Genomic DNA, 23,003 nt, shown 5'->3' on the forward strand with positions numbered 1-23,003 from the left:
ACCCTACCCCAACCCGATACTGGAGATATCCACATCCCCGGGCCTGTCCTCCTGAATTTTCAACTGCCCCAAGAGGTTCTTCACCACCTCGTGGACGTCCTTCTCGCCATCGAGTTCGATCCTCAACCTCAGATCAGGGCTGAACCGGACCCGGTCTGGAAACCTCCTTGCAAGGGCCACGATGGCGCCGGGTTCGATCCTTGCGGCCTTCTCAAAGCCGAGAACCACCCGACGCCCGTCAAAGTCGAAGGTCCTCACCCCCATCCGGCTCAACAGGGGCCTAACCCTCATGACTGCCAGAAGATGAGAAACCGGCTCTGGAACCGTTCCATACCGGTCCACCAGTTCAGCTCGTATATCCTCCAGGTCTTCATCCGTCTCGGCCGCTGACAGCCGCTTGTAGATCGACAGCCTCTGATGGGGGTTCGCAACGTAGTCATCCGGGATGAAGGCAGGTCTGTTCCACCGGATCTCAGGTACAACCTTTTCCTCGATCCTCTCACCCCTGAACCGCCTGACGGCCTTTTCCACGAGCTGAGTATACATTTCAAACCCGACCGCGGCAATATGCCCTGACTGCTGAGTACCCAGGAGATTGCCCGCTCCCCGAATCTCCAGATCCTGCAGGGCCAGCTTGAATCCCGACCCGAGTTCGGTGAATTCCTGAATGGCTCTAAGCCGCTTGAGGGCGTCTCGCGATAGGGCTCCCTCCCCTGGAACGAGCAGATAGGCGTATGCCTTCTCCTTGCTCCGCCCGACCCGACCACGGAGTTGGTACAGGTCTGCCAGGCCGAACTGTTCTGCATGATCGATGATGATCGTGTTGGCCGTGGGAATGTCGAGACCCGACTCGATGATACTCGTACAGAGGAGTACGTCGATCCGGTGTGTAATAAAATCGAGCATGACCCTCTCGAGGGCACGCTCTCCCATCTGACCGTGGGCTACGGCCAGCTTCACCTCGGGCACGAGGTTTCTCAGATAGTCGTGCATGGCCATGATATCATGGACACGGTTATGGACGAAGAAGACCTGGCCTCCCCGTTTGACCTCCTGGATGATGGCATTCCGGATCACTTCTCTATCAAAGGGATAGAGAAAGGTGCGGATCGTCTGCCTGTCCTGGGGGGGCGTGTTGATGACCGACATGTCTCGAATCCCGGTGAGAGACATATGGAGAGTCCTCGGAATCGGAGTGGCCGAGAGGGTGAGAACGTCCACGAGCTTCCTGAGTCCCTTTATCCTCTCCTTGTGAGTAACGCCGAACCGGTGCTCTTCGTCCACGATGAGCAGACCGAGATCCTTGAACTTGAGATCCTTTTGGAGAAGCAGGTGGGTGCCGATGATGATATCGATCTTACCTTTTTCGATCTCCTCCAGGATCGTGGCCTGCTCCCCGGCCGTCTTGAACCGGCTCAGGGACTCCACGACTATTGGATAGTCTTCGAGCCGCTTGGAGAAAGTCAGGTAGTGTTGCTGGGCCAGAACCGTTGTAGGCACCAGTACGGCCACCTGCTTGGCATCCATCACGGCCTTGAAGGCGGCACGGATGGCGACCTCAGTCTTACCGTATCCCACATCGCCGCAGATCAGCCGGTCCATGGGGACAGGCCGCTCCATGTCTGTCAGAACGTCCTGGATGGCTTCCGACTGATCAGGCGTTTCATCATACTCAAACCGGGCCTCGAATTCCCTGAAATACCGGTCTGGTTTGGAAAAGGCAAACCCCCTGAAAAGCCGGCGGGCCGCATAAATCTCAAGCAGTTCCCGTGCCATGTTTTCGACAGCCGCGGCCACCTTCTTCTTCACCCGCTTCCACCGGGTGCCTCCGAGACGATCCAACTGGGGCTTCTTCTCTCCCGTGCCCACGTATCTCTGGACCAGATTGAGACGATGAACGGGAACATAGAGCTTGTCTCCTCCCAGGTACTCAAGGAGCAGGTAGTCATTGCTCGCCCCTCCTACGTCCAGCCTGTGGAGCCCCCGGTAGATGCCGATCCCGTAGTCGAGATGGACCACGGGATCACCCGGATTCAAATCGCCGAAAGAGGTGAAAAAGGGGCCCTGCCTCCTCTTCCCCGGCTTCCGGACCTTGCGCCTTTCGCCGAAGATCTCCTCCTCGGTGATGAAGGCGAGACCCTCCGCTGCAAGGCGGAACCCTGCAGAAAGATCTCCCACAAGGATTGCAGGACGGTCCCTCTCGATCTCCTCTACCGCCGAAAAAGGTACCTGAAGACTATCGGTGGAGACTCCGTATTCATCGAGAACCCCGCCGAGCCGGCCGGCCTGCTCCGAGTTCCTCGACACGAAGAAGACCGACATTCCCTTCTCCCGGCACCTCTCGATCTCCTTTACAAGAGGTTCCAGAAGCATCTCCTCCTTCTGCCCCCTGAGGATCTCCCTCCTCAGGTTTGCGTTCTCTTCCACCCGGAATCGGAAAGCCCCTTCGCCGTCCTCTGCTTCTCCCCGGATCTCGATCTGCTCCAGGATGACTCGGGCCTTCTCCACCAGGGCGTCCCCTGTCTCCCGTGGATCGGAAACCAGGACCTCAGGAGACCGGGAAGATCCGAGCCGGCCGCCGGAATTCTCAAGACGTTCCTTGGTCTCTTCCATCAAGCCCGCCATCTCCTGAAAGATCAGGCCAGGAGAATCGAGCAACAGGACCTGCCTGGGGGATATGTAGGCGAGGAGGTCCTCCAGGGCCGGATTCCCCGGCTCTTGTAGGAACTCTCCAGACGGGATAACCGTGGCCTCCTCGATCTCCATGGAGGACCTCTGGGTCTCGGGATCGAAGCATCTGAGGGAGACTATCTCTTCCCCGGACCATTCGAGCCGGAGTGGGTAATCGTAAAGAGGAGAGAAGACATCCACGATCCCCCCCCTGACGGTGTATTCACCCTTCTCTTCCACCGTGTCGACACGAAGGTATCCCGACCGAATCAGAGAATCGATCAGATCGTCCTGATCGATCCGATCCCCTCTTTTCACAAGAACGGAGAGACCGCCGAGGACTCTCCTCGGTATCACCTTCTGCACCACCGCCCTGGCCGAGGTAAAACAGATGCTGCTGTTGTCCTGGTCCAGATGAAACAGAACCCTGAGACGGTCTGCAACCGAATCGGGGGTGGGTGGAATTGGACCCCAGGGAAGGGACTCCCGAGGGGGATAGAGCAACACGGCTTCTCCCTTGCCCCTGAAAAAGAACCGGAAATCCTCCCACAGAGACTCGGCCTCGCGGTGGGTTGGAACGACCACCACGACAGGGAGCCTGGATTGCTCGCAGAGTCTGGAAAGCATATAGGCCCTGGAACTCCCCAGAAGACCGTATACCCGTGCCTTGCCCCTGCCGCTGAGAACCCATTGGGCCAGGGAATCGACGAGTCGGCCGGTCTCGTGATTGGGATTTTCCAGGAAGCTGTTCACGAGATAAGGTTAAATCCCTATCAGGAATTCGTCAACCAGGATCCCCGGGAGTATCCTGACTTTCGGAGAACGCCCTCGTCTTCGAGGGTCGTTGCGGAACCGTTGGGTAACCGGGGCGCTATTACCGCGAGATGGATAAGATCGCGACAACAGATTCAAAAGGCCCCTTGCTGGGAGAGATATGAAGTGACACGGTTTGCAGCCAGGAGGGATACCGGCAGTCCCTCTGGCCGCCTCTATTCCAAGGGAGATAGGGAGCCCTCACGATCACGCCTTGCTGTGGAAGCGCATGCTGTTGCCTCCCACCGAGATGACGTCGCCGTCCTTGAGTTCCTGCTGCCCCTTGACGGGATTACCGTTGACACGGGTCGTCCTCACACCCCCCAGGCTGGAGATGTAGAAGCCTGAGGGTCGCCGGCTTATATGGAAGGCGGATCTTCCCACAAGGAGCCCCTTGAGCCTTATGTCGGCACGGCGATCTGTACCGGCAGTAATGACGCTCTTTGTCAGCTCGATCTCTTGCGGACCCGAACAACCCGAAATGACCGTGATCGAACACCGGACGCCGCCCTGCCCCCCGCCTCCACCGGCTTTCTGGGTCTTGCCCAGCAGCTCCTCCTGCTTCTTGGTCTGGAGAATCAGGGTCTTCTCCACACTGAATCCGTCCGAACCGGCCCCCTGTGACAGGGGTTCATCCTCCTCCTCGATAAAGACCAGGCTGTGCTTGCCTATGAGGATCTGGTCGTTATGGGAGAGAATCCATTCCGAGATCCTCTTGTTGTTGACGAATGTTCCATTGAGACTCTTGAGATCCTGGATAATAAACCTGGGGCCCTCCTGGTAGATCCGGGCGTGCCTTCTCGAGACGGCCATGTTGTCGATTACGATGTCGTTCCTCCTCGACCTCCCAATCATGATAGACGGTTTGTCCAGGGGAACCTGCCTTAATGCAACGTTGTTGAACCGAACCTCGAGCCTTGCCATTCCCTCACCTCCCCCTCGGGGAATCGGTTCCTCTCGCCACTGGAACCCTCCCGGGAGGATGCATCAAAAACCCATCTATCCTATAGGAGAAAGGGGGGATTGTCAAGTTGGACAGACCGTGGAGTTTCCTGACTTTTGGAAAACCCCCTTGCCTCCGAGCGACATTGCGGAAGCGGTGGGGTACCCGTCAAGGGTGAGCGGGGAGGGGAAAGGTCGTGTTCGTGATTCGTGGGTCGTGTTCGTGATTCGTGTTCGTGATTCGTGTTCGTGATTCGTGTTCGTGAGTCGTGTTCGTGATTCGTGGGTCGTGTTCGTGGGTCGTGAGTCGTGTTCGTGGGGAAGGGGCAGGAACCTGCCCACCCGCGAACCCTGATAGGGTCACCCCGTGAGCCCAGGAGCGAGGGGATAAGGGTGTTCTCCTGTGAAAACGGAAAAAATCGCGAAATCATATACTTGCAAGAATCCTAGGCCCAGATGGGTGTCTCAGACGCAACACGGGCTGGTCGACCTGAGTGGGGAGTGGGCCCTCGTTTTCTCCCCCGGATCGTTCAGGTATAATTAGGATCATGAAAAAGGAATCGGTCTGCCTCATAAGCCTGGGATGCCCGAAGAACCAGGTCGACTCAGAGGTCATGCTCGGCCTCCTGGTCAAAAGGGGCTACACCATCAGTCCGAACCCTGCCCAGGCGGACATTATCCTGATCAATACCTGCTCATTCATAACAGAAGCAACACAGGAGGCTCTCGAGACTGTCCTGGAGGCCGTGGACCTGAAGCGGGTTGGCTCGTGCCGAAGGGTTGTTGTAACCGGCTGTCTCGCCCAGCGCTATGGTGCGGAGTTGGCCGGGGAGTTACCCGAGGTCGACCTGTTCCTTGGAACCGACCAGTTTCCCCGGATCGTGGACTTCCTTGAGTCGAGCTTAGATCAGGACAGGCGGGTGTATACCGGGAGAACCTCTTTCCTCTATGACCATACGGTGCCTCGTATTCTGTCCGGACCGTCCTACCACGCCTACATAAAGATCGCAGAGGGTTGCTCCAGGTCGTGTTCCTTCTGCATCGTTCCCAGCCTGAGAGGAAGCTTCCGGAGTCGCCCCATTGCTTCCATCCACGAGGAAGCAAGGCTGCTTGCCGCCCAGGGGGTCAAGGAGATCGATCTCGTCGCCCAGGACACCACTGCCTATGGAGAGGATCTCCGTGATGGAACCACCTTGGCCGGCCTCCTGGAAAGCCTATGCTCCCTTGAAGGGCTCGCCTGGATCCGTCTGCTCTATGCTTTTCCGGACCGGATCGATTCAGCCCTTCTCAGCCGGATTCTTGAATCCGATAAAATCTGCAAGTACATCGATCTGCCCCTCCAGCACGTCAGTGACGGGATCCTGAGGGCCATGGGGCGGCCCGGCAGCCGCAGATCCCTGGAGGCCCTTATCGCCAGGATCAGGGAAGAAATCCCTGGAGTCTGCCTGAGAACCACCCTCATGGTAGGGTTTCCCGGTGAGACGGAGGCCGATTTTTCGGAGCTCGCCGATTGGGTGGAGAAGACCCGCTTCGAGAGGCTTGGGGTGTTCCAATTCTCCCCGGAGGAGGGGACCCGGGCGGCCACCATGAAGGGACAGGTGTCCGAACCCGTAAAGAGGAGACGCTTTGAAAATCTCATGGAACTCCAGCAGCGGATCTCCCTGGAGCACAACCGCAGCCTCGTGGGCAAGACCGTTCCCGTGCTGGTGGAGGGCCGACTGGGAGACAGCGGGATACTGCGCGGGCGCATGGCGACCCAGGCGCCCGAGATCGACGGCCAGGTTCTGATTACCAGGGGAACCGCTTCTCCCGGCGAGATCCTGGAAGTGCGCATCACCAAGGCCCTTCCCTACGACCTGGAAGGGGAGATTCCCTCGGGGAACGATCCCGGCGGCCGGCTTGCTTGACGCCTCTGAAAGAATGGGGTAACTATTGTTCCACACACCGCCCGGCACTGTGTGGGAGGCGACCAGCCACGTCCATACCGACCATCTTTGTGAGACGGCGGGCAATTCTCAATCACACCACCTGGAAAGGAAGGAACCGTGGAGGAGCAGAGCCAACTGCGCATGCAAAGGCTGGAAAAGATCCGACAGATGCGGGAGGAGGGTATAGAGCTTTTCCCAAATGACTTCAAGGTGAAACACCAGGCTCGTGACATCCTGAAGATCTACGGTTCCCAGGACCAGTCCGCACTTGAGAAAGTGGACGAAACCTTTGTCCTTGCCGGGCGGATCATGGCGATAAGGCAGTTCGGCAAGGCATCCTTCTTCCACTTGCAGGATAGAACGGCCAGGATCCAGGCCTATATCCAGAGGGACAAGGTCGGCTCCGATACATACACCCTTTTCAGGAGACTCGATGTGGGGGATTTCGTGGGGATCACGGGGAGAGTCTTCCGTACCAAGACAGGGGAGCTCACCGTAGCCGTCGAGTCTCTCCGTCTCCTGGCAAAGTCTGTCAGGCCTCTGCCTGAGAAATTCCACAAGCTCAGAGATACGGAGACCCGATACCGCCAGCGATATGTGGATCTCCTGGTCAACCCGGATGTGAGGGAGGTTTTCATAAAGAGAGCCCGGATCGTACAGACCCTCCGATCTTTCCTGAACGAGCGGGAGTTTCTAGAAGTGGAAACGCCCATGATGCAGCCCATCCCGGGAGGAGCCACGGCTCGTCCTTTTCGGACCTATCACAACGCACTCGGCATGGAACTCTTCCTCAGGATCGCCCCGGAACTCTATCTCAAACGTCTTGTGGTGGGCGGCTTGGAACGTGTTTATGAGATCAATCGTAATTTTCGGAACGAGGGGATCTCGACCCAGCATAATCCCGAGTTCACCATGCTCGAGTTATACATGAGTTATGCCACCTACGAGGACCTCATGGATCTCACAGAGGAGATGATCAGCCACGCATGCCGGGAGATACTGGGTGAAAGGCCTCTGGTCTATCAGGGGAAGACCATAGATATCACGAGACCCTGGCGGAGGCTCACCGTCGGCGAGGCGATCACCCGGTACGCCGGGGTCGAACCTTCCGTCCTTACAGACAGGGAGAGGGCCATGGAGGCTGCGGTGAGACTGGGATGCAATGTGACCGAGAAGATGGGATTGGGTAAGATCATCACCCAGATGTTGGATCATCTCGTGGAACCCCATCTCGTGCAACCTACATTTGTCACCAGCTTCCCCACCGAGGTCTCACCCCTTTCGAGAAGAAACGACGCGAACCCTGAGGTGGTCGACCGGTTTGAGCTGTACATGGCAGCCAGAGAGATCGTCAACGGATTCTCGGAACTGAACGATCCCTTCGATCAGAGAGAACGCTTCCGCCTCCAGGTCGAGCAGAGGGAAGCAGGGGACGAGGAGGCGCACCTCATGGACGAGGACTATATTCGGGCCCTTGAATACGGTATGCCTCCCACGGCGGGGCTCGGCCTCGGCGTTGACCGGCTCGTCATGATAATCTGCGATGTACCCTCCATAAGAGACGTGATCCTCTTCCCCCATCTCCGGCCGGAGAAAAGCCGCTGCTGAATGTGAGGAGTCGATGGCCTACGAGGGATTCATCAGTCTTCGACATCTGAAGGCTAAACGGAAGCAGTTCTTCATCTCACTGATTACCCTCCTTTCCATTCTTGGAGTCGCCGTCGGTGTAATGGCCCTTATCGTGGTTCTGGCCGTAATGACGGGTTTCGAAGAGGACATCACCTCAAAAATCGTCGGCATGACCGCCCATGTCGTGGTTCGCAAGCATGGAGGGACGGGGCTGGACAACTACCGGGCCGTTACGAGACGGATCCAAGGTATAGAGGGGGTGGTTGCCGCTACTCCCTTCATCTTCAATCAGGTGATGCTGACAACGGAGTCAGGTATCACCGGAGCCGTGCTGAGAGGAATAGATCCTGACACGATCGGGCGGGTAACCTCGCTGGTTCAAAACATCAGCCGCGGATCTGTCCAGGCCCTGAAAACCGAGGACCCGCCTGGAATCATCGTGGGAAGCGAGTTATCAAAGACCCTGGGACTTTCCCCCGGGCGATGGGTCAACGTGGTGACCCCTCTGGGTACCATGACTCCTCTGGGCATGGCCCCCAAACGCCAGAGGTTCAAGGTGGTGGGCATTTTCGCCTCGGGTTACTACGAATACGATACCTCATTCGCCTATGTCTCCATACCCGCCGCCCAGAGGTTCTTCAGCATGCCGGACGTGGTCACCGGCATTGAGGTCAAGGTGGAAGACGTCTACAAGGCGAGGGAGGTCGCCTCAAGGATCCAGAGGACCCTCGGATTCCCTTTCTGGACCATGGACTGGATGAGCATGAACCGGAACTTCTTCAAGGCCCTCAAGATGGAGAGAATCGTCATGTTCGTCATCCTTACCCTGATAGTCTTCGTGGCGGCTCTCGCCATCGTAACCACTCTGATCATGGTGGTCATGGAAAAGACCAGGGACATAGCCATCCTCAAATCGATGGGGGCCACCACATCGAGCGTCATGAAGATCTTCGTTTACGAAGGACTCATCATCGGCGTGGTGGGTACCGTCCTGGGAACGGTCCTAGGCCTTCTCGTGGCTTACAACCTGGAATCCATCACCCAGTTTCTCGAGGGGGTGTTCCGGTTCAAGTTCCTTCCAGGCGACGTCTACTATATCAGCGAGCTTCCCTCCACGGTCCGTTTCACCGACGTGCTTCTCATCGACGGGATTGCCATCCTCCTGAGTTTTCTGGCGACCCTCTATCCATCCTGGAAGGGAGCGAAATTGGACCCTGCCGAGGCTCTGAGATACGAGTAACCGGTCCGGCTCGGCAGCGGTTGGGTGCAGCACATCGGAAGGCCTCAGAAACGAATCGAGAGAGTGAGCAGGGGGCAACGGGTTGTCCGAGATAAGAGTCGAAAACCTGGCAAAGTATTACAGGCAGGGAGCCAGAACCGTGGAGGCTCTCCGTGGCGTGGACTGTGTCTTTGAACCGGGGCAGTCGGTAGCCATCGTAGGGCCTTCTGGAGCCGGTAAGACGACATTCATCCACATCCTTGGGACCATCGACAGGCCCTCGGGCGGCAGGGTCCTCTACGACGGGCGTGATGTTTTCACCATGGGAGAGAGAGACCTGGCCCGGTTTCGCAACCGAACGGTGGGGTTTGTTTTTCAGTTCCACCACCTGCTGCCGGAATTCACAGCCCTCGAGAATACGATGATGCCCGCCCTTATCCATGGAATGCAGAAGAGGGAGGCCAGAGACCGTGCCCGGATAATGTTGAAGCGGGTGGGCCTCGCCGACCGGATGACCCACAAGCCCGGGGAGCTGTCCGGTGGAGAACAGCAACGAGTAGCGGTGGCGCGTTCTCTGATTCTCGAACCCGAGGTTCTCCTGGCAGACGAACCCACGGGCAACCTGGATAGAGAAACAGGGGAAGGTGTTTATCGGCTTCTCGAGAAGATGAACGAAGAGAGGGGGATCACACTGATCATCGTGACCCATAACGAAGAGATCGCCGATCGTCTGCCGAGAAGGATCCGCCTTGTGGACGGTAGGATCGTCCGGGAGGGATAGGGGGTTCCCCTGTTTTGAGGACCAGGGGGTTTCCGTTGAGAATCCGGAAGCGCCCTCGGAGACCGGGTGGTTTGAGGCAGGTGCTTCAAGAAGCAGTGGAATCCTCCCTGGAGGGACCATTTAGTGGAGTTTCCTGAGTTTTCGGCCGAGGATTCTTGCAGGTATATGACTTCACGGTTTTTTCTGTCTTGGCAGGAGGACACCCTCGTCCCCTCGCTCCTGGGCTCACGCGGTGACCTTATCAAGGTTCGCGGGTGGGCAGTTCCTGCCCCTTCCCCGGGAACACGAATCACGAACGCGACTCACGAATCACGAACACGAATCACGAACACGACCTTTCCCCTCCCCGCTCACCCTTGATGGGTACCCCACCGCTTCCGCAATGTCGCTCGGAGGGAAGGGTGTTCTCCAAAGCGCAGGAAACTCCACACCATTTACAAAGAGGTGAGGATCTGTTAATAATCCGAAACTCCAGAGACCCACAACAGGATGATTGCACGAAAATCCGTCCGTGAATCATGAACAAGGGATTGAAACTCCTCGGGATCTTCTCGATCGTGGTGGTCTTGGTCTGCTTGGGAGGCACGGCCGCATCTGGAACCGACAGAGTGGTGGCCAAGGTGCGGGTCCTGGGGAACGAAAAGATCGAATCCTCTGCCATTCTGGATCAGGTAGAGACCAAAGAAGGAGATCTGCTGTCTACCTCCACCCTTCGAGAGGACATACGGAGAATCTACAAGATGGGCTACTTCACCGATGTTCAGGTGGACGTCAAGGAGACAACGGCAGGATCGGTGGTGACATTCGTGGTTCTGGAAAAACCCTCCATCGGACGGGTCCTGATTTCAGGAAACGAAAAGATCGAGACCGACAAGATCCGAGAGAAGATCGATATCCCCCTTCATTCCATCGTAAAAACCGACAAGATCCAGCAGATAATCGAAGCCATAAACAAGCTCTATCTTTCCAAGGGGTACTACGGGGCTCAGGTCTCCTACAATATTCAGCCCCTGCAGAAGAACGAAGTCTCCCTTGAGATAAAGATCAAGGAGGGAAAGAAGGCCTGGATACGCAAGATCGTGTTCAAGGGAAACGAGCACATAAGTTCCCGCAAGCTCCGCCGGAAGATGCATACCAAGAAGCGGGGGCTCCTCTCTCTGATAAAGGGAGGCGGGTACCTGGACGAGGACATCCTCAACAACGATGTGGAGATCCTCAAGGGCTTCTATTATGACGAGGGGTATCTCCAGGTCAAGGTAGAGAAACCCCAGGTGATTGTGGGCAGAAAGGGAAAGGCCATTACCGTTCAAATCACCATCCACGAGGGCTCACAGTTCAAGACCGGAACCATCGACTTCGAAGGCGATATCCTGACGACCAAGGAAGACCTGTTCAAGCTTCTCAAGACAAAGACGGGAACCGTCTATCGGAACGTGCAGGTCCAGCAGGACATGTTGAAGCTGACCGACCTATACGCCGACCAAGGATACGCCAATGTGGAGATCCGCCCCCTCGTCAGACTGGACCAGGAGACGAACACGGTTAATCTGACCTTCAAGATCGACAAGGGCAAGAAGGTCTATTTCGAGCGCATAACCATCGTGGGGAACGATAAGACACGGGACAAGGTCATTCGGAGAGAGCTTCGCTTCGGCGAGGGGGATCTCTATACGTCCACCGGGATGAAGAGAAGCCGCCAACGACTCAAGATGACCGGCTATTTCAAGGATGTCGAGTTCGCGACATCCAAGGGGTCGAGGGACGACAAGCTCGATCTTCAAATAAAGGTCGAAGAGGCACCTACTGGTTCTGTCTCTGCAGGTGTAGGTTACAGCATCAAGGACCAGTTTGTCATCCAGGGATCCATCGCAGAAAGGAATCTCTTTGGCCTCGGCTATAAGTTCATTCTCGACGGTTCCATCGGGGGACAGACCGGCAGGTTCAGAGTCGGCTTCACCGATCCCTGGTTCTTGGGATATCCTGTTCTGGCCGGGGTCGATGTCTACTCCTCAGAGGACACCTTCCTTACCTCCTACAGCACAAAGATCCGCGGTGTCCGTTTCCGTCTCGGTAAAGACCTGGGAGAGTATCTTCGGGGGAGAGTGACATACACCTTTGAGAACGTGGATGTGTTCGATGTGGCCGAGGACGCTCCAAGGTTCATAAAGGAACAGGAGGGGGTGAGGGATTCGAGCATTCTCGGATTCACCCTTTCGATGGACAAGCGGGACGACTTCTATTTCCCCACCAAGGGAGGGATCTATCGACTCGAAATGGCCAATTCCGGCGGCATTCTTGGAGGCAACACGAACTTCTATCGGACCGTGGGTGAGTTCCAGCAGTACTATCCCCTACTCTGGAAGTTCATCGCCCACGGGAGAATCCTGCTAGGGTTGATAAACGGCTACGGTGGGGATGACGTGCCGATTTGGGAGCGTTTCTTCATCGGCGGTATCAGAACCATCCGTGGTTTCGATTACGGAGAGGCGGGGCCAAAAGACGAAAGCGGGGAGGTGATCGGCTCCACAAGGGAGATCGCCACGAATCTCGAGCTCCTCTTCCCTCTGAGCAAGGAGATGGGGCTGCGGGGTGTGGTCTTTTTCGATGTGGGCAAGGGATTCGACTCGATCGACGGCGATTTCCCTCTCCTCCCCTTGCGGACCAGTGCCGGCTTCGGGATCCGCTGGTTGACCCCCATGGGGCCCATGACGGTCGACTACGGAATCAACCTGAGCCCCGAACCGGGCGAGAGGAGAACAAAAGTTCATTTCTTTCTGGGAGGAACCTTCTGATCGGGTCCTCCACGGCGGACTTGAGAGGCGATCCGACAAGAGAGGGATTTCTCCTATACACGGACGGAAACGGAGGGGTGATATGAAGAAGGCAATCCTGGTTGGAATGGTCGGCTCTCTTGTCTGTCTCGGCGCACTCGTCTCGGCGGCAGAGGTGAAGATCGGTTATGTCAACCTCAGGCAGGTCAAGGAGACCCAAGAGTGGAAACGACTGGAGGCCGTTTTTCAGACCGAGGTGAACAAATCACAGATCGAAGTCGAGCAGAGAAAGAGGGAACTCGAGAAGGCGGCCCTCCAGTACCAGCGTCAGAAGGCCATGCTCAGCGAGGAGACCCGGCGGGAAAAGGAGAGGGAACTCCAGAAGCGGAAGATCGAGTTCCAGCTGTGGGCACAGGAACGCCAGCAGACACTGGAGCGGAAAAGGGATCAGATGTCCCAGCAGATCTGGTCAAGGGTCAAAGAGGTGGTTGAAAAAATCGCAAGAAAGAAGCATCTTACCCTGGTGATCGATTACAACCCCGCTCCCTCCAAAGCGACGGAGAACTTCGAGAAGGGATTCGTCTATCTTGCTCCCCAGACGGATATTACAGAAGAGGTGATCAAGGAGCTGAACACCATTTTCGAAGGCAAGACATGAGGGACGAATCTTGAAGAAGACATTGAGAGAACTGGCCTCCCTAGTAAACGGCCAGGTCAGGGGCGACCCCTCCGTGGAGATCTCCGGAGTGGCCCCCTGCGACTCGGCCGGACCCGGGGAGATCACCTATGTGAAAGGGCGGAAATATCTGGCTCTTCTGGAAACAACCGGGGCCTCGGCAGTGATTACGCCGCCCGGGACGGTTTCGAAAAAGAACCTCCTCTGGGCGGACAACCCACAACTGGCCTTTGCGAAAATCCTCGGCATCTTGTACCCCAGGCCCCCGAGGACTCCCGGGGTTCATGAGACTGCTTGCATCTCTCCCACGGCCGTACTCGGCTCCAACGTATCTATCGGACCCTATACCGTGATCGGTGAGAACGTCTCCATCGGAGACGGAGTCGTGCTCCACGGGTGCATCTCCATCGGTGACAACTCGACCGTCGGCCAAGACACGGTCATTCATCCCCACGTCTCCATATACGAGGGGACCACCATAGGAAAACGTGTCATCCTCCATAGCGGCGTGGTAATCGGAAGCGACGGGTTCGGATACGTGAGAGACGGGAGCAGTCACTTCAAGATCCCCCAGGTGGGCGGTGTCACCATCGAGGATGACGTGGAGATCGGAGCCAACTCCACCATTGACCGGGCTACCATGGGACAGACCATCATAAGGCGGGGCGTGAAAATTGACAATCTCGTCCAGGTGGCTCATAATGTGGTGATCGGCGAAAACAGCATCGTCGTGGCGCAGGTTGGGATCGCGGGAAGTGCCCGTGTAGGCTCCAACGTGGTGCTCGCCGGCCAAGTGGGCATTGCGGATCACATCGAAATCGGAGACAATGTGATCGTGGGTGCCCAAGCCGGTGTAGGTAAAGATGTCCCGCCCAACCAGGTTCTGCAGGGGAGTCCCACCATGCCCCAGAGGGATTTCCTGCGGAGTTCCCTGCTGGTTGCCAGGCTACCACAGATCAAGCGAACCCTGGACGCACTGGTCAGGCGAATCCAGAAGCTGGAGGAGAAGATTGGAAAAGACTGACGGAGCCGGACCCCTGGATATCCAGAAAATCATCGACTTGCTGCCCCATCGCTACCCTTTTCTCCTTGTGGATCGGGTCGTCGAGGTGGAAATGAGAAAGCGGATCGTGGGGATCAAGAACGTAACCTTTAACGAGCCCTTTTTTCAGGGACACTTCCCGGGCCGACCCATCATGCCGGGGGTCCTCATCGTGGAGGCTATGGCCCAGACAGCGGGGGTACTGGCCTTCCTCTCTCTTCCAGAGGAAGAACGGAGCCGCGAGGTCTATTTCCTGGGCATAGACAAGGTGAGGTTCCGCAGGGCTGTAGTTCCGGGAGATCAACTGCGAATGGAACTCGAGGTAATTAGACAGCGGAAGCTCGTATGGGGTTTTGCCGGGAAGACACTCGTAGGGGGGGACCTGGCATGCGAGGCAGAACTTCTGGCCATGTTGGGTAACCGATAGAGGGACGCCATGATCCATCCTACGGCCATAATCCACCCCACGGCGGAGATCGCCAGCACCGCCGAGATCGGTCCGTATACGATTATCGAGGAACACGTGGTCATCGGGGAAGGGACCACCATTGCCTCCCATGTGGTCATCCGCAGGAACACGGTGATAGGCAAGAACTGCCGCATCTTTCAGTTCGCCTCCATCGGTGAGGTGCCGCAGGACCTGAAATACTCCGGCCAGGAAACCCGGGTCGTCATGGGTGACGGCAACGTCATCAGGGAGTACGTCACTCTCCACCGGGCCTCTGTCCACGGAGACGGAAAGACCGAACTCGGAGACGCCAATTTCCTCATGGCCTATTGCCACGTGGCCCATGACTGTAAGATCGGTAACCACGTGATCATGGCCAACGGCGCGACCCTGGGAGGTCACATCGAGATCGAAGATTACGCCATCCTGGGCGGGCTTTCAGCGGCCCACCAGTTCGTCAGGATCGGCACCCACTGTATCATCAGCGGACTGACAGGGATCCCCAAGGATATCCCGCCCTATACGATGGCTGCGGGCGAGAGAGCCAGGCTTTACGGGCTCAACCTGACCGGGTTGAAGCGCCACCATTTTCCCGAGCAGACCCTCCGGTCTCTGAAAAAGGCCTATCGACTGCTGTTCCGGTCTAAACTCCCCTTGACAAAGGCCGTAGAAAACGTTCTGAACGATGGGATCTCCTCGGTACCCGAGGTCGCCCATCTCATCGATTTCATAAAGCGTTCTGAAAGGGGGATCTGCCGCTAGGTGGAAAAGATAAAGGTGGGTGTGGTCGGTGTGGGATATTTCGGCCGGTTCCACGCGGAGAAATACTCGAAGATTCCCTATGTCGAACTCGTCGGTGTGGCCGACATCGACGGGTCCAGGGCAAGAGACGTTGCCGGCCGTTTCTCGACCCAGCCCTTTCTCGATTACAGGAATCTCTTTGACAAGGTTCAGGCGGTGAGTGTCGCGGTTCCCACGTCCGTCCACTATCAGGTGGCCAGGGATTTTATCGATCACGGCATCGATGTCCTGCTGGAGAAACCCATGACCACCAGCCTTCGGGAGGCTGAGGCCTTGGTTGAAAGGGCTCAAGCCCAGAAGAGGATCCTTCAGATCGGCCATCTCGAACGGTTCAATTCGGTCCTGGCGGCTCTCGACGGTCTGGTGGGCGACCCCCTGTTCCTCGATTCCCAGAGACTGAGCCCCTTCCTGGAAAGAACCGCCGATGTCGACGTGGTCCTCGATCTGATGATTCACGACATCGACATCGTTCTCAGTATCATCCCAGGGGAAGTCACCGGGATCGATGCAGTGGGTGTCCCGGTGGTCTCTCCACGCCTCGATGTCGCCAATGCCAGACTCGTCTTCGAGAGCGGTTGTGCGGCCAACATGACGGCCAGCCGCGTGTCGCGGGAAAAGTTGAGGCAGATCACGGTATTCCAGAAGGACGGTTACTTCACCATCGACTTTCTTTCTCATGTGATAAGGGTTAACCGGAAAAAGGAGGGCTCAAAGGGATCGGAAGTGGTGGCCGAGGAGATCCGAATCGAGCCCGTAGACGCTCTTGAGAAGGAAATCCGCTCTTTCATAGAGAAGGTGAGAGACAGGACCGTTCCTCTCGTCTCCGGGCAGGAAGGGAAGAGGGCCCTGAGAATCGCCCTGGCCATCACCGAAGAGATACAGAAGCAGATCCGCAAGAGGAAAGAACCGGGCTTCCTCGATGTCTGAAAAGATGATCCGGTCAGACCGGCCGAAGCGTGTCTTGATCATTGCCGGGGAGGCATCGGGAGATCTCCATGGCGCAAACCTCGTGAGGGCAGTCCACCGGGTGGCCCCTCGGGTAGGGTTCTACGGAATCGGCGGGGAGAACCTCAGGAGTGCAGGGGCGCAACTGCTCTTCCACAATTCTCAGCTCGCCTTGGTGGGAATCTCAGAGGTTCTGCCAAAACTCCGGTCCATCCTCCTGGCCTTTGGCCGGGTAAAACGATCACTGGTCGAAGAAGATCCGGACCTGGCCGTTCTGATCGATTTCCCTGACTTCAACCTGCACATGGCGGGCCATCTCAAAAGAAGGGGCATCCCGATTCTTTACTACATCAGCCCCCAGATCTGGGCGTGGCGGGGATGGAGGATCAACAAGATCAGGAAGCTGGTGGACAGGATGGTTGTGGTCCTCCCCTTTGAACCCTCCTTCTACGGGAAGAGGGGGGTCGAGGTGAGCTTTCTGGGCCACCCCCTGCTCGACGTCGTCAAACCCTCACCGGATGCGGCACGGTTATTGCGTCGTCCCGGGGTCGGTCCGGGAAGCCGGGTCATAGGTCTTTTCCCCGGGAGCCGGGATCAGGAGGTCCACCGGTTACTTCCGGTCATGCTCGATGCGGCCAGCCTGATGGTGGACCAGGGTTTGGATCTCCACTTCCTCGTCGCACTTGCGCCGGATATCGATCCCGGCGAGATCGGGCGCCTCGTAGAGATGAAGAACCTCTCCGTTGGGATAGTGGAGAACCGTCCCTATGATGTGATGGCTGTATCAGAGGTTCTTCTTGTCGCTTCCGGCACGGTGACGCTGGAGGCTGCGATACTCAATACTCCCATGGTAATCCTCTACAGGGTCTCACCTCTTACGTATTGGATCGGCAGAATGATGGCACGGGTCGATCATATCGGCCTCGTCAACCTCGTGGCAGGCACAACCGTGGCACCCGAGCTCATCCAGGGCAGGGCGTCGGCCGACATGGCAGCCCGTGAGGTTATCTCGATCCTCGAGGACGTTCAACGTTGCTCGACCATGAAGTCGGCCCTGGCAGAGGTAAGAGAAAAGCTCGGTACTCCTGGGGCCTCTGACAGGGTAGCCCGTCTGGTCTTGGAAATGATCGATGGAGAAAAAGGATGAAGTCACTCGATCTGTATCGGAGACTTCTCGCCTATGTAAAACCATACTCTGGGAAGATCATCTTCGCCATGATCTCCATGGTGGGGTTCGCGGCTTCGACTTCCCTCATGGCTGTCCTTGTTCAACCGATCATCGACGGCATGGTGGGCAAGGACGTGGAGCAACTGAAGATCCTCCCCCTCCAGCTCCTGGGCATCTTCCTGGCCCGGGGTTTCTTCGACTATTGGCAGGAGTATCTGATCCGGTACGCAGGCCAGCAGGCGGTGGCCGATATGAGGCAGTCCCTCTACGACCATATCCAATCTCTGTCGCTCTCTTTCTTTACCAGAACACCCACGGGAGTCCTCATCTCCAGGATAATGAACGACGTCAACCTCGTCCAGGGGGCGGTCTCGAGCGCGATCACAAGCATGTTGAAACACCCTCTCACCATAGTCGGTCTGGCCGGTGTAGCCTTTTACCGGGACTGGAGGCTGGCGTCGGTCGCCTTTCTGATCCTTCCCGTTGCCCTGATTCCCATCTACCGCTTCAGCAGGAAGATCCGGAGGGTCAGCATCAGAGGCCAGCAGATGATGGCCAGGCTCACCAACCTCATCCACGAGACCACCACAGGGGTTCGCATCGTCAAGGCATTCAACATGGAGGATTACGAGAAGGATCGGTTCAGACACGAAAACGCCGGGTATCTCAGGCAGATCATGAAACGCATAAGAGTGAGAGCCCTCTCTTCGCCCGTCATGGAGGTCATCGGGGGGATCGTAGTCTGTTTCATCGTTTTTCTCGGAAGCTACTATGTTGCGAGAGGATACTCTCTGGGCAAGCTCGCATCTTTTCTGAGCGCCCTCCTCCTGATCTACCGGCCCATGAAGAGCCTGGTGCAGACCAACAACCTCGTTCAGGAGGGCCTCGCTGCCGGGACCCGCATCTTTGAACTTCTCGACGAAAGACCCGACGCATCCGATGCAGAGGGAGCAAGGCCCCTCGCCAAGGTCGAGCGCTCCATCGAGTTCCGGAAGGTCTCCTTCATGTACGACGAGGACTGGGTTCTGAGGGACATCAATCTCAAGGTCGAGGTAGGAGAGGTCATAGCCCTCGTTGGGAGCAGCGGCGGCGGCAAGACGACGCTGGTGAATCTCATCCCCCGGTTCTACGACGTTACAGAAGGGGAGATCCTCATCGACGGGACCGATGTCAGGGCATATACCCTGAAGTCTCTCAGGGACCGGATCGGAATCGTGACCCAGCAGACAATCCTCTTCAACGACACGGCAAAGAGGAATATCGCCTACGGTAGTTTCCACAAGTCAGACGAAGAGATCCTCGAGGCGGCCAAAGCGGCGAGCGCCCATGATTTCATCGAGAGACTTCCCAATGGCTACGACACCGTCATCGGCGAACAAGGGGTGAGGCTCTCCGGCGGGGAAAGACAGCGGATCGCCATCGCCCGGGCCATCCTCAAGAACGCCCCGATCCTTATCCTCGACGAGGCCACATCTTCCCTGGATTCGGAATCCGAACTTGAAGTCCAGAAGGCCCTTGAAAGACTGATGGCTCACCGGACCGTCTTCGTCATCGCCCATCGCCTATCGACCATCCGTAAGGCAGACCGGATCCTCGTGATACAGGGCGGCAGGATCGTAGAGGAGGGAGATCATCGGAAGCTGATGGCCATGGGGGGAGAGTATCGCCGGCTCTACCGGATCCAGTTCCGGGACATGGAGACCATCGTAGAGGCTCCATCAGCCCCCGGAGTGGCATGATCCGCGGGCCCTCGGCCTCAGGGGTTATCGTATTGCAGCAGACAAGACGGGCTCTTTCGGGAATCGACCAGAGCAACCGAGCCCTCGGGTTGAAGAGAAGGCAGAGTGACAAAGAGACGGAGAGGCCTCCTTCGAAAACTCGGCGAGAGTATCACCCTCTTTCTGATCCCCTTCTTCTCCTACGGGCTGTTCTGGCTCTATCGGCTCACCCTGCGGGTCGAGACGGTCAACGCCCAGGCCATCAGCGCCTTTTTTGGGGGGAATGATGAAGAGCCAGTGATCATGGCCTTCTGGCACGGCCGTCTGCTCGTTGTGCCTTACCTCGCCAGGAAGAGGCGGATCGCCATCATGATCAGCCGGCACAGGGACGGGGAATTGATAAACAGGGCGGTCAGATTCTTTTCCATCGACTCGGTGAGAGGATCGACCACACGAGGCGGAATCCAGGCCTTACGGGGGTTGATCAGGGCCCTCAAGAGGGGTTCCCATGTCGCAATTACACCGGACGGCCCCAGAGGACCGCGCAACCGGGCACAGATGGGAGTGATCATGCTGGCCGCTGCTACCGGAAGACCCATCCTGCCGGTCACCTATGGAGTCTCAAAGGGAAAGACCTTCAAGAGCTGGGATCGATTTCTTCTCCCCTACCCTTTCTGCCGGGGAGTTCTTGTCTGGGGAGAACCAATCTGGGTGGACCCGGAAGAAGGCCAGGCGGGTTTCGAAGAGAAGAGGAAGATCCTCGAGGCTAGGTTGAACGAGATGACCCTCGAGGCCGACAGCTATTTCGACCGATGATCTACGGGGCATACAACACGCTTCTAGTCCTATCCCTCCCTCTGGTAGTGCCTTACATTCTTCTGAAGGACAGAAGGATCAGAGGGACCTCCTCGAGGCTTGGCGGGAAGCCGCCCATGGGGAGGCAAAGACCCGAGGCCGGACAGGACCACCCCCTCTGGTTCCATGCCGCATCGGTCGGCGAGGTGAACATGGCCCTTCCCCTCATGGATGCCGTCCACCGGAGGTTCCCCCACTTTCGGCTGTATCTGTCCACCATGACAGAGACCGGTCAGCAGGCGGCGGCGAGACTCCTCGAGGGGAAAGGTACGACCTTCTTTCTGCCTCTCGATTTCCCGTGGACGGTCAGCAGGATCCTGGGGAGCCTGGCGCCGAGAGCCCTGTTTGTCGCGGAGACGGAGATCTGGCCGAACCTCCTCCGCCAGTGCCGGAGGAGAAGGATACCCGTGGTACTGTTCAACGGCCGGATCTCGGATCGATCCTTTGAGAGGTACCGGAGGTTTCGGTTCTTCTTCAGGGAGGTCATCCAGGGATTTGCGGCATTGGCCATGCAGTCGGGCAGGGATGCCGAACGGATCATCGAGATCGGCGCATCTCCGAGCCGTGTCAGGGTTACCGGGAATGTCAAATTCGACAGGCCGATCCCTCGTCTGACAGCAGAGGAGGCCGGAGCACTCAGGGCAGGACTAGGAATCAAGGAGAAACAGCGCGTCTTTGTTGCCGGCTCCACCCACAGGGGCGAAGAAGAGTTGGTTCTGGAGGCCTTCCGGCGGCTCAAACAAACAGAGCCCTCCCTCGTCCTGATCCTGGCGCCGAGGCATCTTGAGAGGCTCGGGGAGGCAATAAAGGCCCTGGACAGAGGAGGCCTCTGTTGGACCAGGAAAAGCCAAATATCGAGGGACGGGCCTCGGGCCGATGCAGTTCTCCTCGACACCATGGGGGAGTTGGGAAGGATATACGGCATCGGAGACGTGGTCTTTGTGGGCGGAAGCCTCGTCCCCGTGGGGGGACATAATATCCTCGAACCGGCCGCCTTCGGCAAACCGGTCTTGTTCGGACCCCATATGGAGAATTTTCGTGAAGTCGCTCGAATCATCAAGGCCGAGGGAGGCGGGATAGAGATCAGGGACCAAGGGCAGCTCTTCGAGGAGACTCACAGGCTTCTCACGGATCGCTCCTACTACCGTCGAGTCGGCCGTGCCGCCCTGCGCACGATCCGCAACAATCAGGGAGCGAGCCAGAAGACCCTTGAGATATTTGAGAAGTATTTGAAACCAGGTGACGCATCCCCATGAACCCTGTGGTAGCCATTGTGGGACGTCCCAACGTGGGCAAGTCGACCCTGTTCAACAGGATCATCCGAACCAGAAAGGCCATCGTGGAAGATGAGCCGGGGGTCACCCGGGACCGGAACTACGGAGAGGCATCCTGGGGCGACAGGTCTTTCACCCTTATCGACACGGGCGGATTCGAGCCGGTCTCCCGGGAGAGACTTCCGGCCCAGATCCGCGAGCAGATACAACTCGCCATCGAAGAGGCCGATCTGATCATCTTTCTTATGGACGGGAAAGAGGGACTCACACCGGCCGATGAGGAGATCGACCGCCTCTTGAGGGCCCATCACAAGCCCCTGATATACACGGTCAACAAGATCGACAGCCCCCAACACGAGGCCAGGGTTTTCGATTTCTACTCCCTTGGGGTGGACCGGATCTTCCCGGTGTCGGCTTCCCACGGTTACGGCGTCGAGGAACTCCTCGACGAGATCACCAGGGCCCTTCCCCGGGGAGGTCCCGTGGTCGATGAGGAACGCATAAGGGTGGCGGTGGTGGGCAGGCCCAACGTGGGCAAGTCTTCCTGGATCAATCGTGTTCTCGGGCAGGAGCGACTCCTGGTGGACGATCGGCCCGGTACCACCCGAGACGCGATTGACACCCCTTTTGCCATCGGCCCCAGAAAGTATCTACTCATCGATACGGCTGGAATCCGGAGAAAGAAAAAGATCGGTCTCCGCCTGGAGAAGTACGCCGTCGTCGAGGCACTCAAGAGCATAGACAGGTGCGATGTGGCGCTCCTTCTCCTGGATCCCTTTGAAAAAGTGACCGAGCAGGATGCCCGGATCGGAGGCTTCATCCAGGAGAAGGGAAGGGCCTGTGTCATCGCCGTGAACAAATGGGACCAGGTGAAAAAGGACAATACCACGGTGAAGACATACACAGAGGAGATCAGGCAGGGATTGAAACATCTGGCGTACGCGCCGATAGTCTTTATCTCCGCCTTGACCGGGCAGCGAGTGAGGAAGACCCTCGATCTCATCGACCAGGTGGCCACGGCCCACCAGAAAAGGGTCGGCACCAGCCTCCTTAACACCTTTGTCCGTGAGGCCGTGGAGAGGTTCCCCCCGCGGGTCCACAGAGGAAAGAGGGGAAAGATCTACTTTGTGACCCAGGCTTCCACAAAACCGCCTACTTTTGTGGCTTTCGTGAACGATCCTGACGCCATCCACTTCTCCTACGAGAGATACCTGATCAACCAGATCAGGGAACGCTTTGATTTCCAGGGAACCCCTATAAGGATCTATTTTAGGCCCAGGGGTTAGGGGAGGAAAGACCTCTCCGCGTCGAGGGTATGACCCT

At 57.4% G+C, this 23,003-nt stretch carries 17 protein-coding genes; 15 read left to right on the forward strand and 2 right to left on the reverse strand.

Annotation, left to right across the window (positions count from 1 at the left end; genetic code table 11):
* Positions 1-3 precede the first annotated feature (3 nt).
* Together mfd and JRJ26_01170 are read right to left on the reverse strand one after the other, a co-directional pair.
* The gene (gene mfd, locus JRJ26_01165) at positions 4-3,423 is read right to left on the reverse strand and encodes a transcription-repair coupling factor (GenBank protein ID MBW2056083.1); all 3,420 of its coding nucleotides are present in this window, start codon (positions 3,421-3,423) and stop codon (positions 4-6) included.
* A 267-nt stretch (positions 3,424-3,690) separates the two neighbouring features.
* On the reverse strand, positions 3,691-4,407 hold the full coding sequence (locus JRJ26_01170; protein ID MBW2056084.1) for an FHA domain-containing protein: 717 nt from the start codon (positions 4,405-4,407) through the stop codon (positions 3,691-3,693).
* Positions 4,408-4,973: 566 nt separating this feature from the next.
* On the opposite strand from JRJ26_01170, the gene rimO reads away from it, so the two are divergent.
* The 15 genes from rimO (at position 4,974) to der (ending at position 22,966) form a co-directional block, all read left to right on the forward strand.
* Positions 4,974-6,332, forward strand: a complete 1,359-nt coding sequence (gene rimO, locus JRJ26_01175; protein MBW2056085.1) for a 30S ribosomal protein S12 methylthiotransferase RimO — start codon at positions 4,974-4,976, stop codon at positions 6,330-6,332.
* Between the two features lie 138 nt (positions 6,333-6,470).
* Complete coding sequence (lysS, locus tag JRJ26_01180; GenBank protein ID MBW2056086.1) at positions 6,471-7,961, forward strand: lysine--tRNA ligase; 1,491 nt, start codon at positions 6,471-6,473, stop codon at positions 7,959-7,961.
* A gap of 13 nt (positions 7,962-7,974) precedes the next feature.
* A complete protein-coding gene (locus JRJ26_01185; GenBank protein ID MBW2056087.1) occupies positions 7,975-9,222 on the forward strand; it encodes a lipoprotein-releasing ABC transporter permease subunit in 1,248 nt (415 codons plus the stop codon).
* Between the two features lie 82 nt (positions 9,223-9,304).
* On the forward strand, positions 9,305-9,982 hold the full coding sequence (locus tag JRJ26_01190) for an ABC transporter ATP-binding protein (protein ID MBW2056088.1): 678 nt from the start codon (positions 9,305-9,307) through the stop codon (positions 9,980-9,982).
* Positions 9,983-10,500: 518 nt separating this feature from the next.
* Positions 10,501-12,774 carry an outer membrane protein assembly factor BamA gene (gene bamA, locus JRJ26_01195; GenBank protein MBW2056089.1) on the forward strand — a complete coding sequence of 758 codons (2,274 nt, stop codon included), beginning with the start codon at positions 10,501-10,503 and terminating at the stop codon, positions 12,772-12,774.
* A gap of 82 nt (positions 12,775-12,856) precedes the next feature.
* Positions 12,857-13,411, forward strand: coding sequence for an OmpH family outer membrane protein (locus JRJ26_01200; GenBank protein MBW2056090.1), 555 nt, complete (start codon positions 12,857-12,859; stop codon positions 13,409-13,411).
* Positions 13,412-13,421: 10 nt separating this feature from the next.
* Positions 13,422-14,453 carry a UDP-3-O-(3-hydroxymyristoyl)glucosamine N-acyltransferase gene (gene lpxD / locus JRJ26_01205; protein ID MBW2056091.1) on the forward strand — a complete coding sequence of 344 codons (1,032 nt, stop codon included), beginning with the start codon at positions 13,422-13,424 and terminating at the stop codon, positions 14,451-14,453.
* Positions 14,440-14,898 carry a 3-hydroxyacyl-ACP dehydratase FabZ gene (gene fabZ, locus JRJ26_01210; GenBank protein ID MBW2056092.1) on the forward strand — a complete coding sequence of 153 codons (459 nt, stop codon included), beginning with the start codon at positions 14,440-14,442 and terminating at the stop codon, positions 14,896-14,898. The genes lpxD and fabZ overlap by 14 nt, the downstream gene beginning before the upstream one ends.
* Before the next feature lie 9 nt (positions 14,899-14,907).
* Positions 14,908-15,681, forward strand: coding sequence for an acyl-ACP--UDP-N-acetylglucosamine O-acyltransferase (gene lpxA / locus JRJ26_01215; protein MBW2056093.1), 774 nt, complete (start codon positions 14,908-14,910; stop codon positions 15,679-15,681).
* Positions 15,682-16,647, forward strand: a complete 966-nt coding sequence (locus tag JRJ26_01220) for a Gfo/Idh/MocA family oxidoreductase (protein MBW2056094.1) — start codon at positions 15,682-15,684, stop codon at positions 16,645-16,647.
* Positions 16,640-17,812: a lipid-A-disaccharide synthase gene (lpxB, locus tag JRJ26_01225; protein ID MBW2056095.1), complete on the forward strand. Its 1,173-nt coding sequence runs from the start codon at positions 16,640-16,642 to the stop codon at positions 17,810-17,812. The genes JRJ26_01220 and lpxB overlap by 8 nt, the downstream gene beginning before the upstream one ends.
* Complete coding sequence (gene msbA, locus JRJ26_01230) at positions 17,809-19,572, forward strand: lipid A export permease/ATP-binding protein MsbA (GenBank protein MBW2056096.1); 1,764 nt, start codon at positions 17,809-17,811, stop codon at positions 19,570-19,572. Before lpxB ends, msbA begins: the two co-directional genes overlap by 4 nt.
* A gap of 105 nt (positions 19,573-19,677) precedes the next feature.
* A complete protein-coding gene (locus JRJ26_01235; protein MBW2056097.1) occupies positions 19,678-20,367 on the forward strand; it encodes a lysophospholipid acyltransferase family protein in 690 nt (229 codons plus the stop codon).
* 116 nt (positions 20,368-20,483) lie between these two features.
* Positions 20,484-21,662, forward strand: a complete 1,179-nt coding sequence (locus JRJ26_01240; GenBank protein ID MBW2056098.1) for a 3-deoxy-D-manno-octulosonic acid transferase — start codon at positions 20,484-20,486, stop codon at positions 21,660-21,662.
* The gene (gene der, locus JRJ26_01245; GenBank protein ID MBW2056099.1) at positions 21,659-22,966 is read left to right on the forward strand and encodes a ribosome biogenesis GTPase Der; all 1,308 of its coding nucleotides are present in this window, start codon (positions 21,659-21,661) and stop codon (positions 22,964-22,966) included. Before JRJ26_01240 ends, der begins: the two co-directional genes overlap by 4 nt.
* Positions 22,967-23,003: the final 37 nt, after the last annotated feature.

This window comes from Deltaproteobacteria bacterium, assembly GCA_019308905.1.
GTDB lineage: Bacteria > Desulfobacterota > BSN033 > WVXP01 > WVXP01 > JAFDHF01.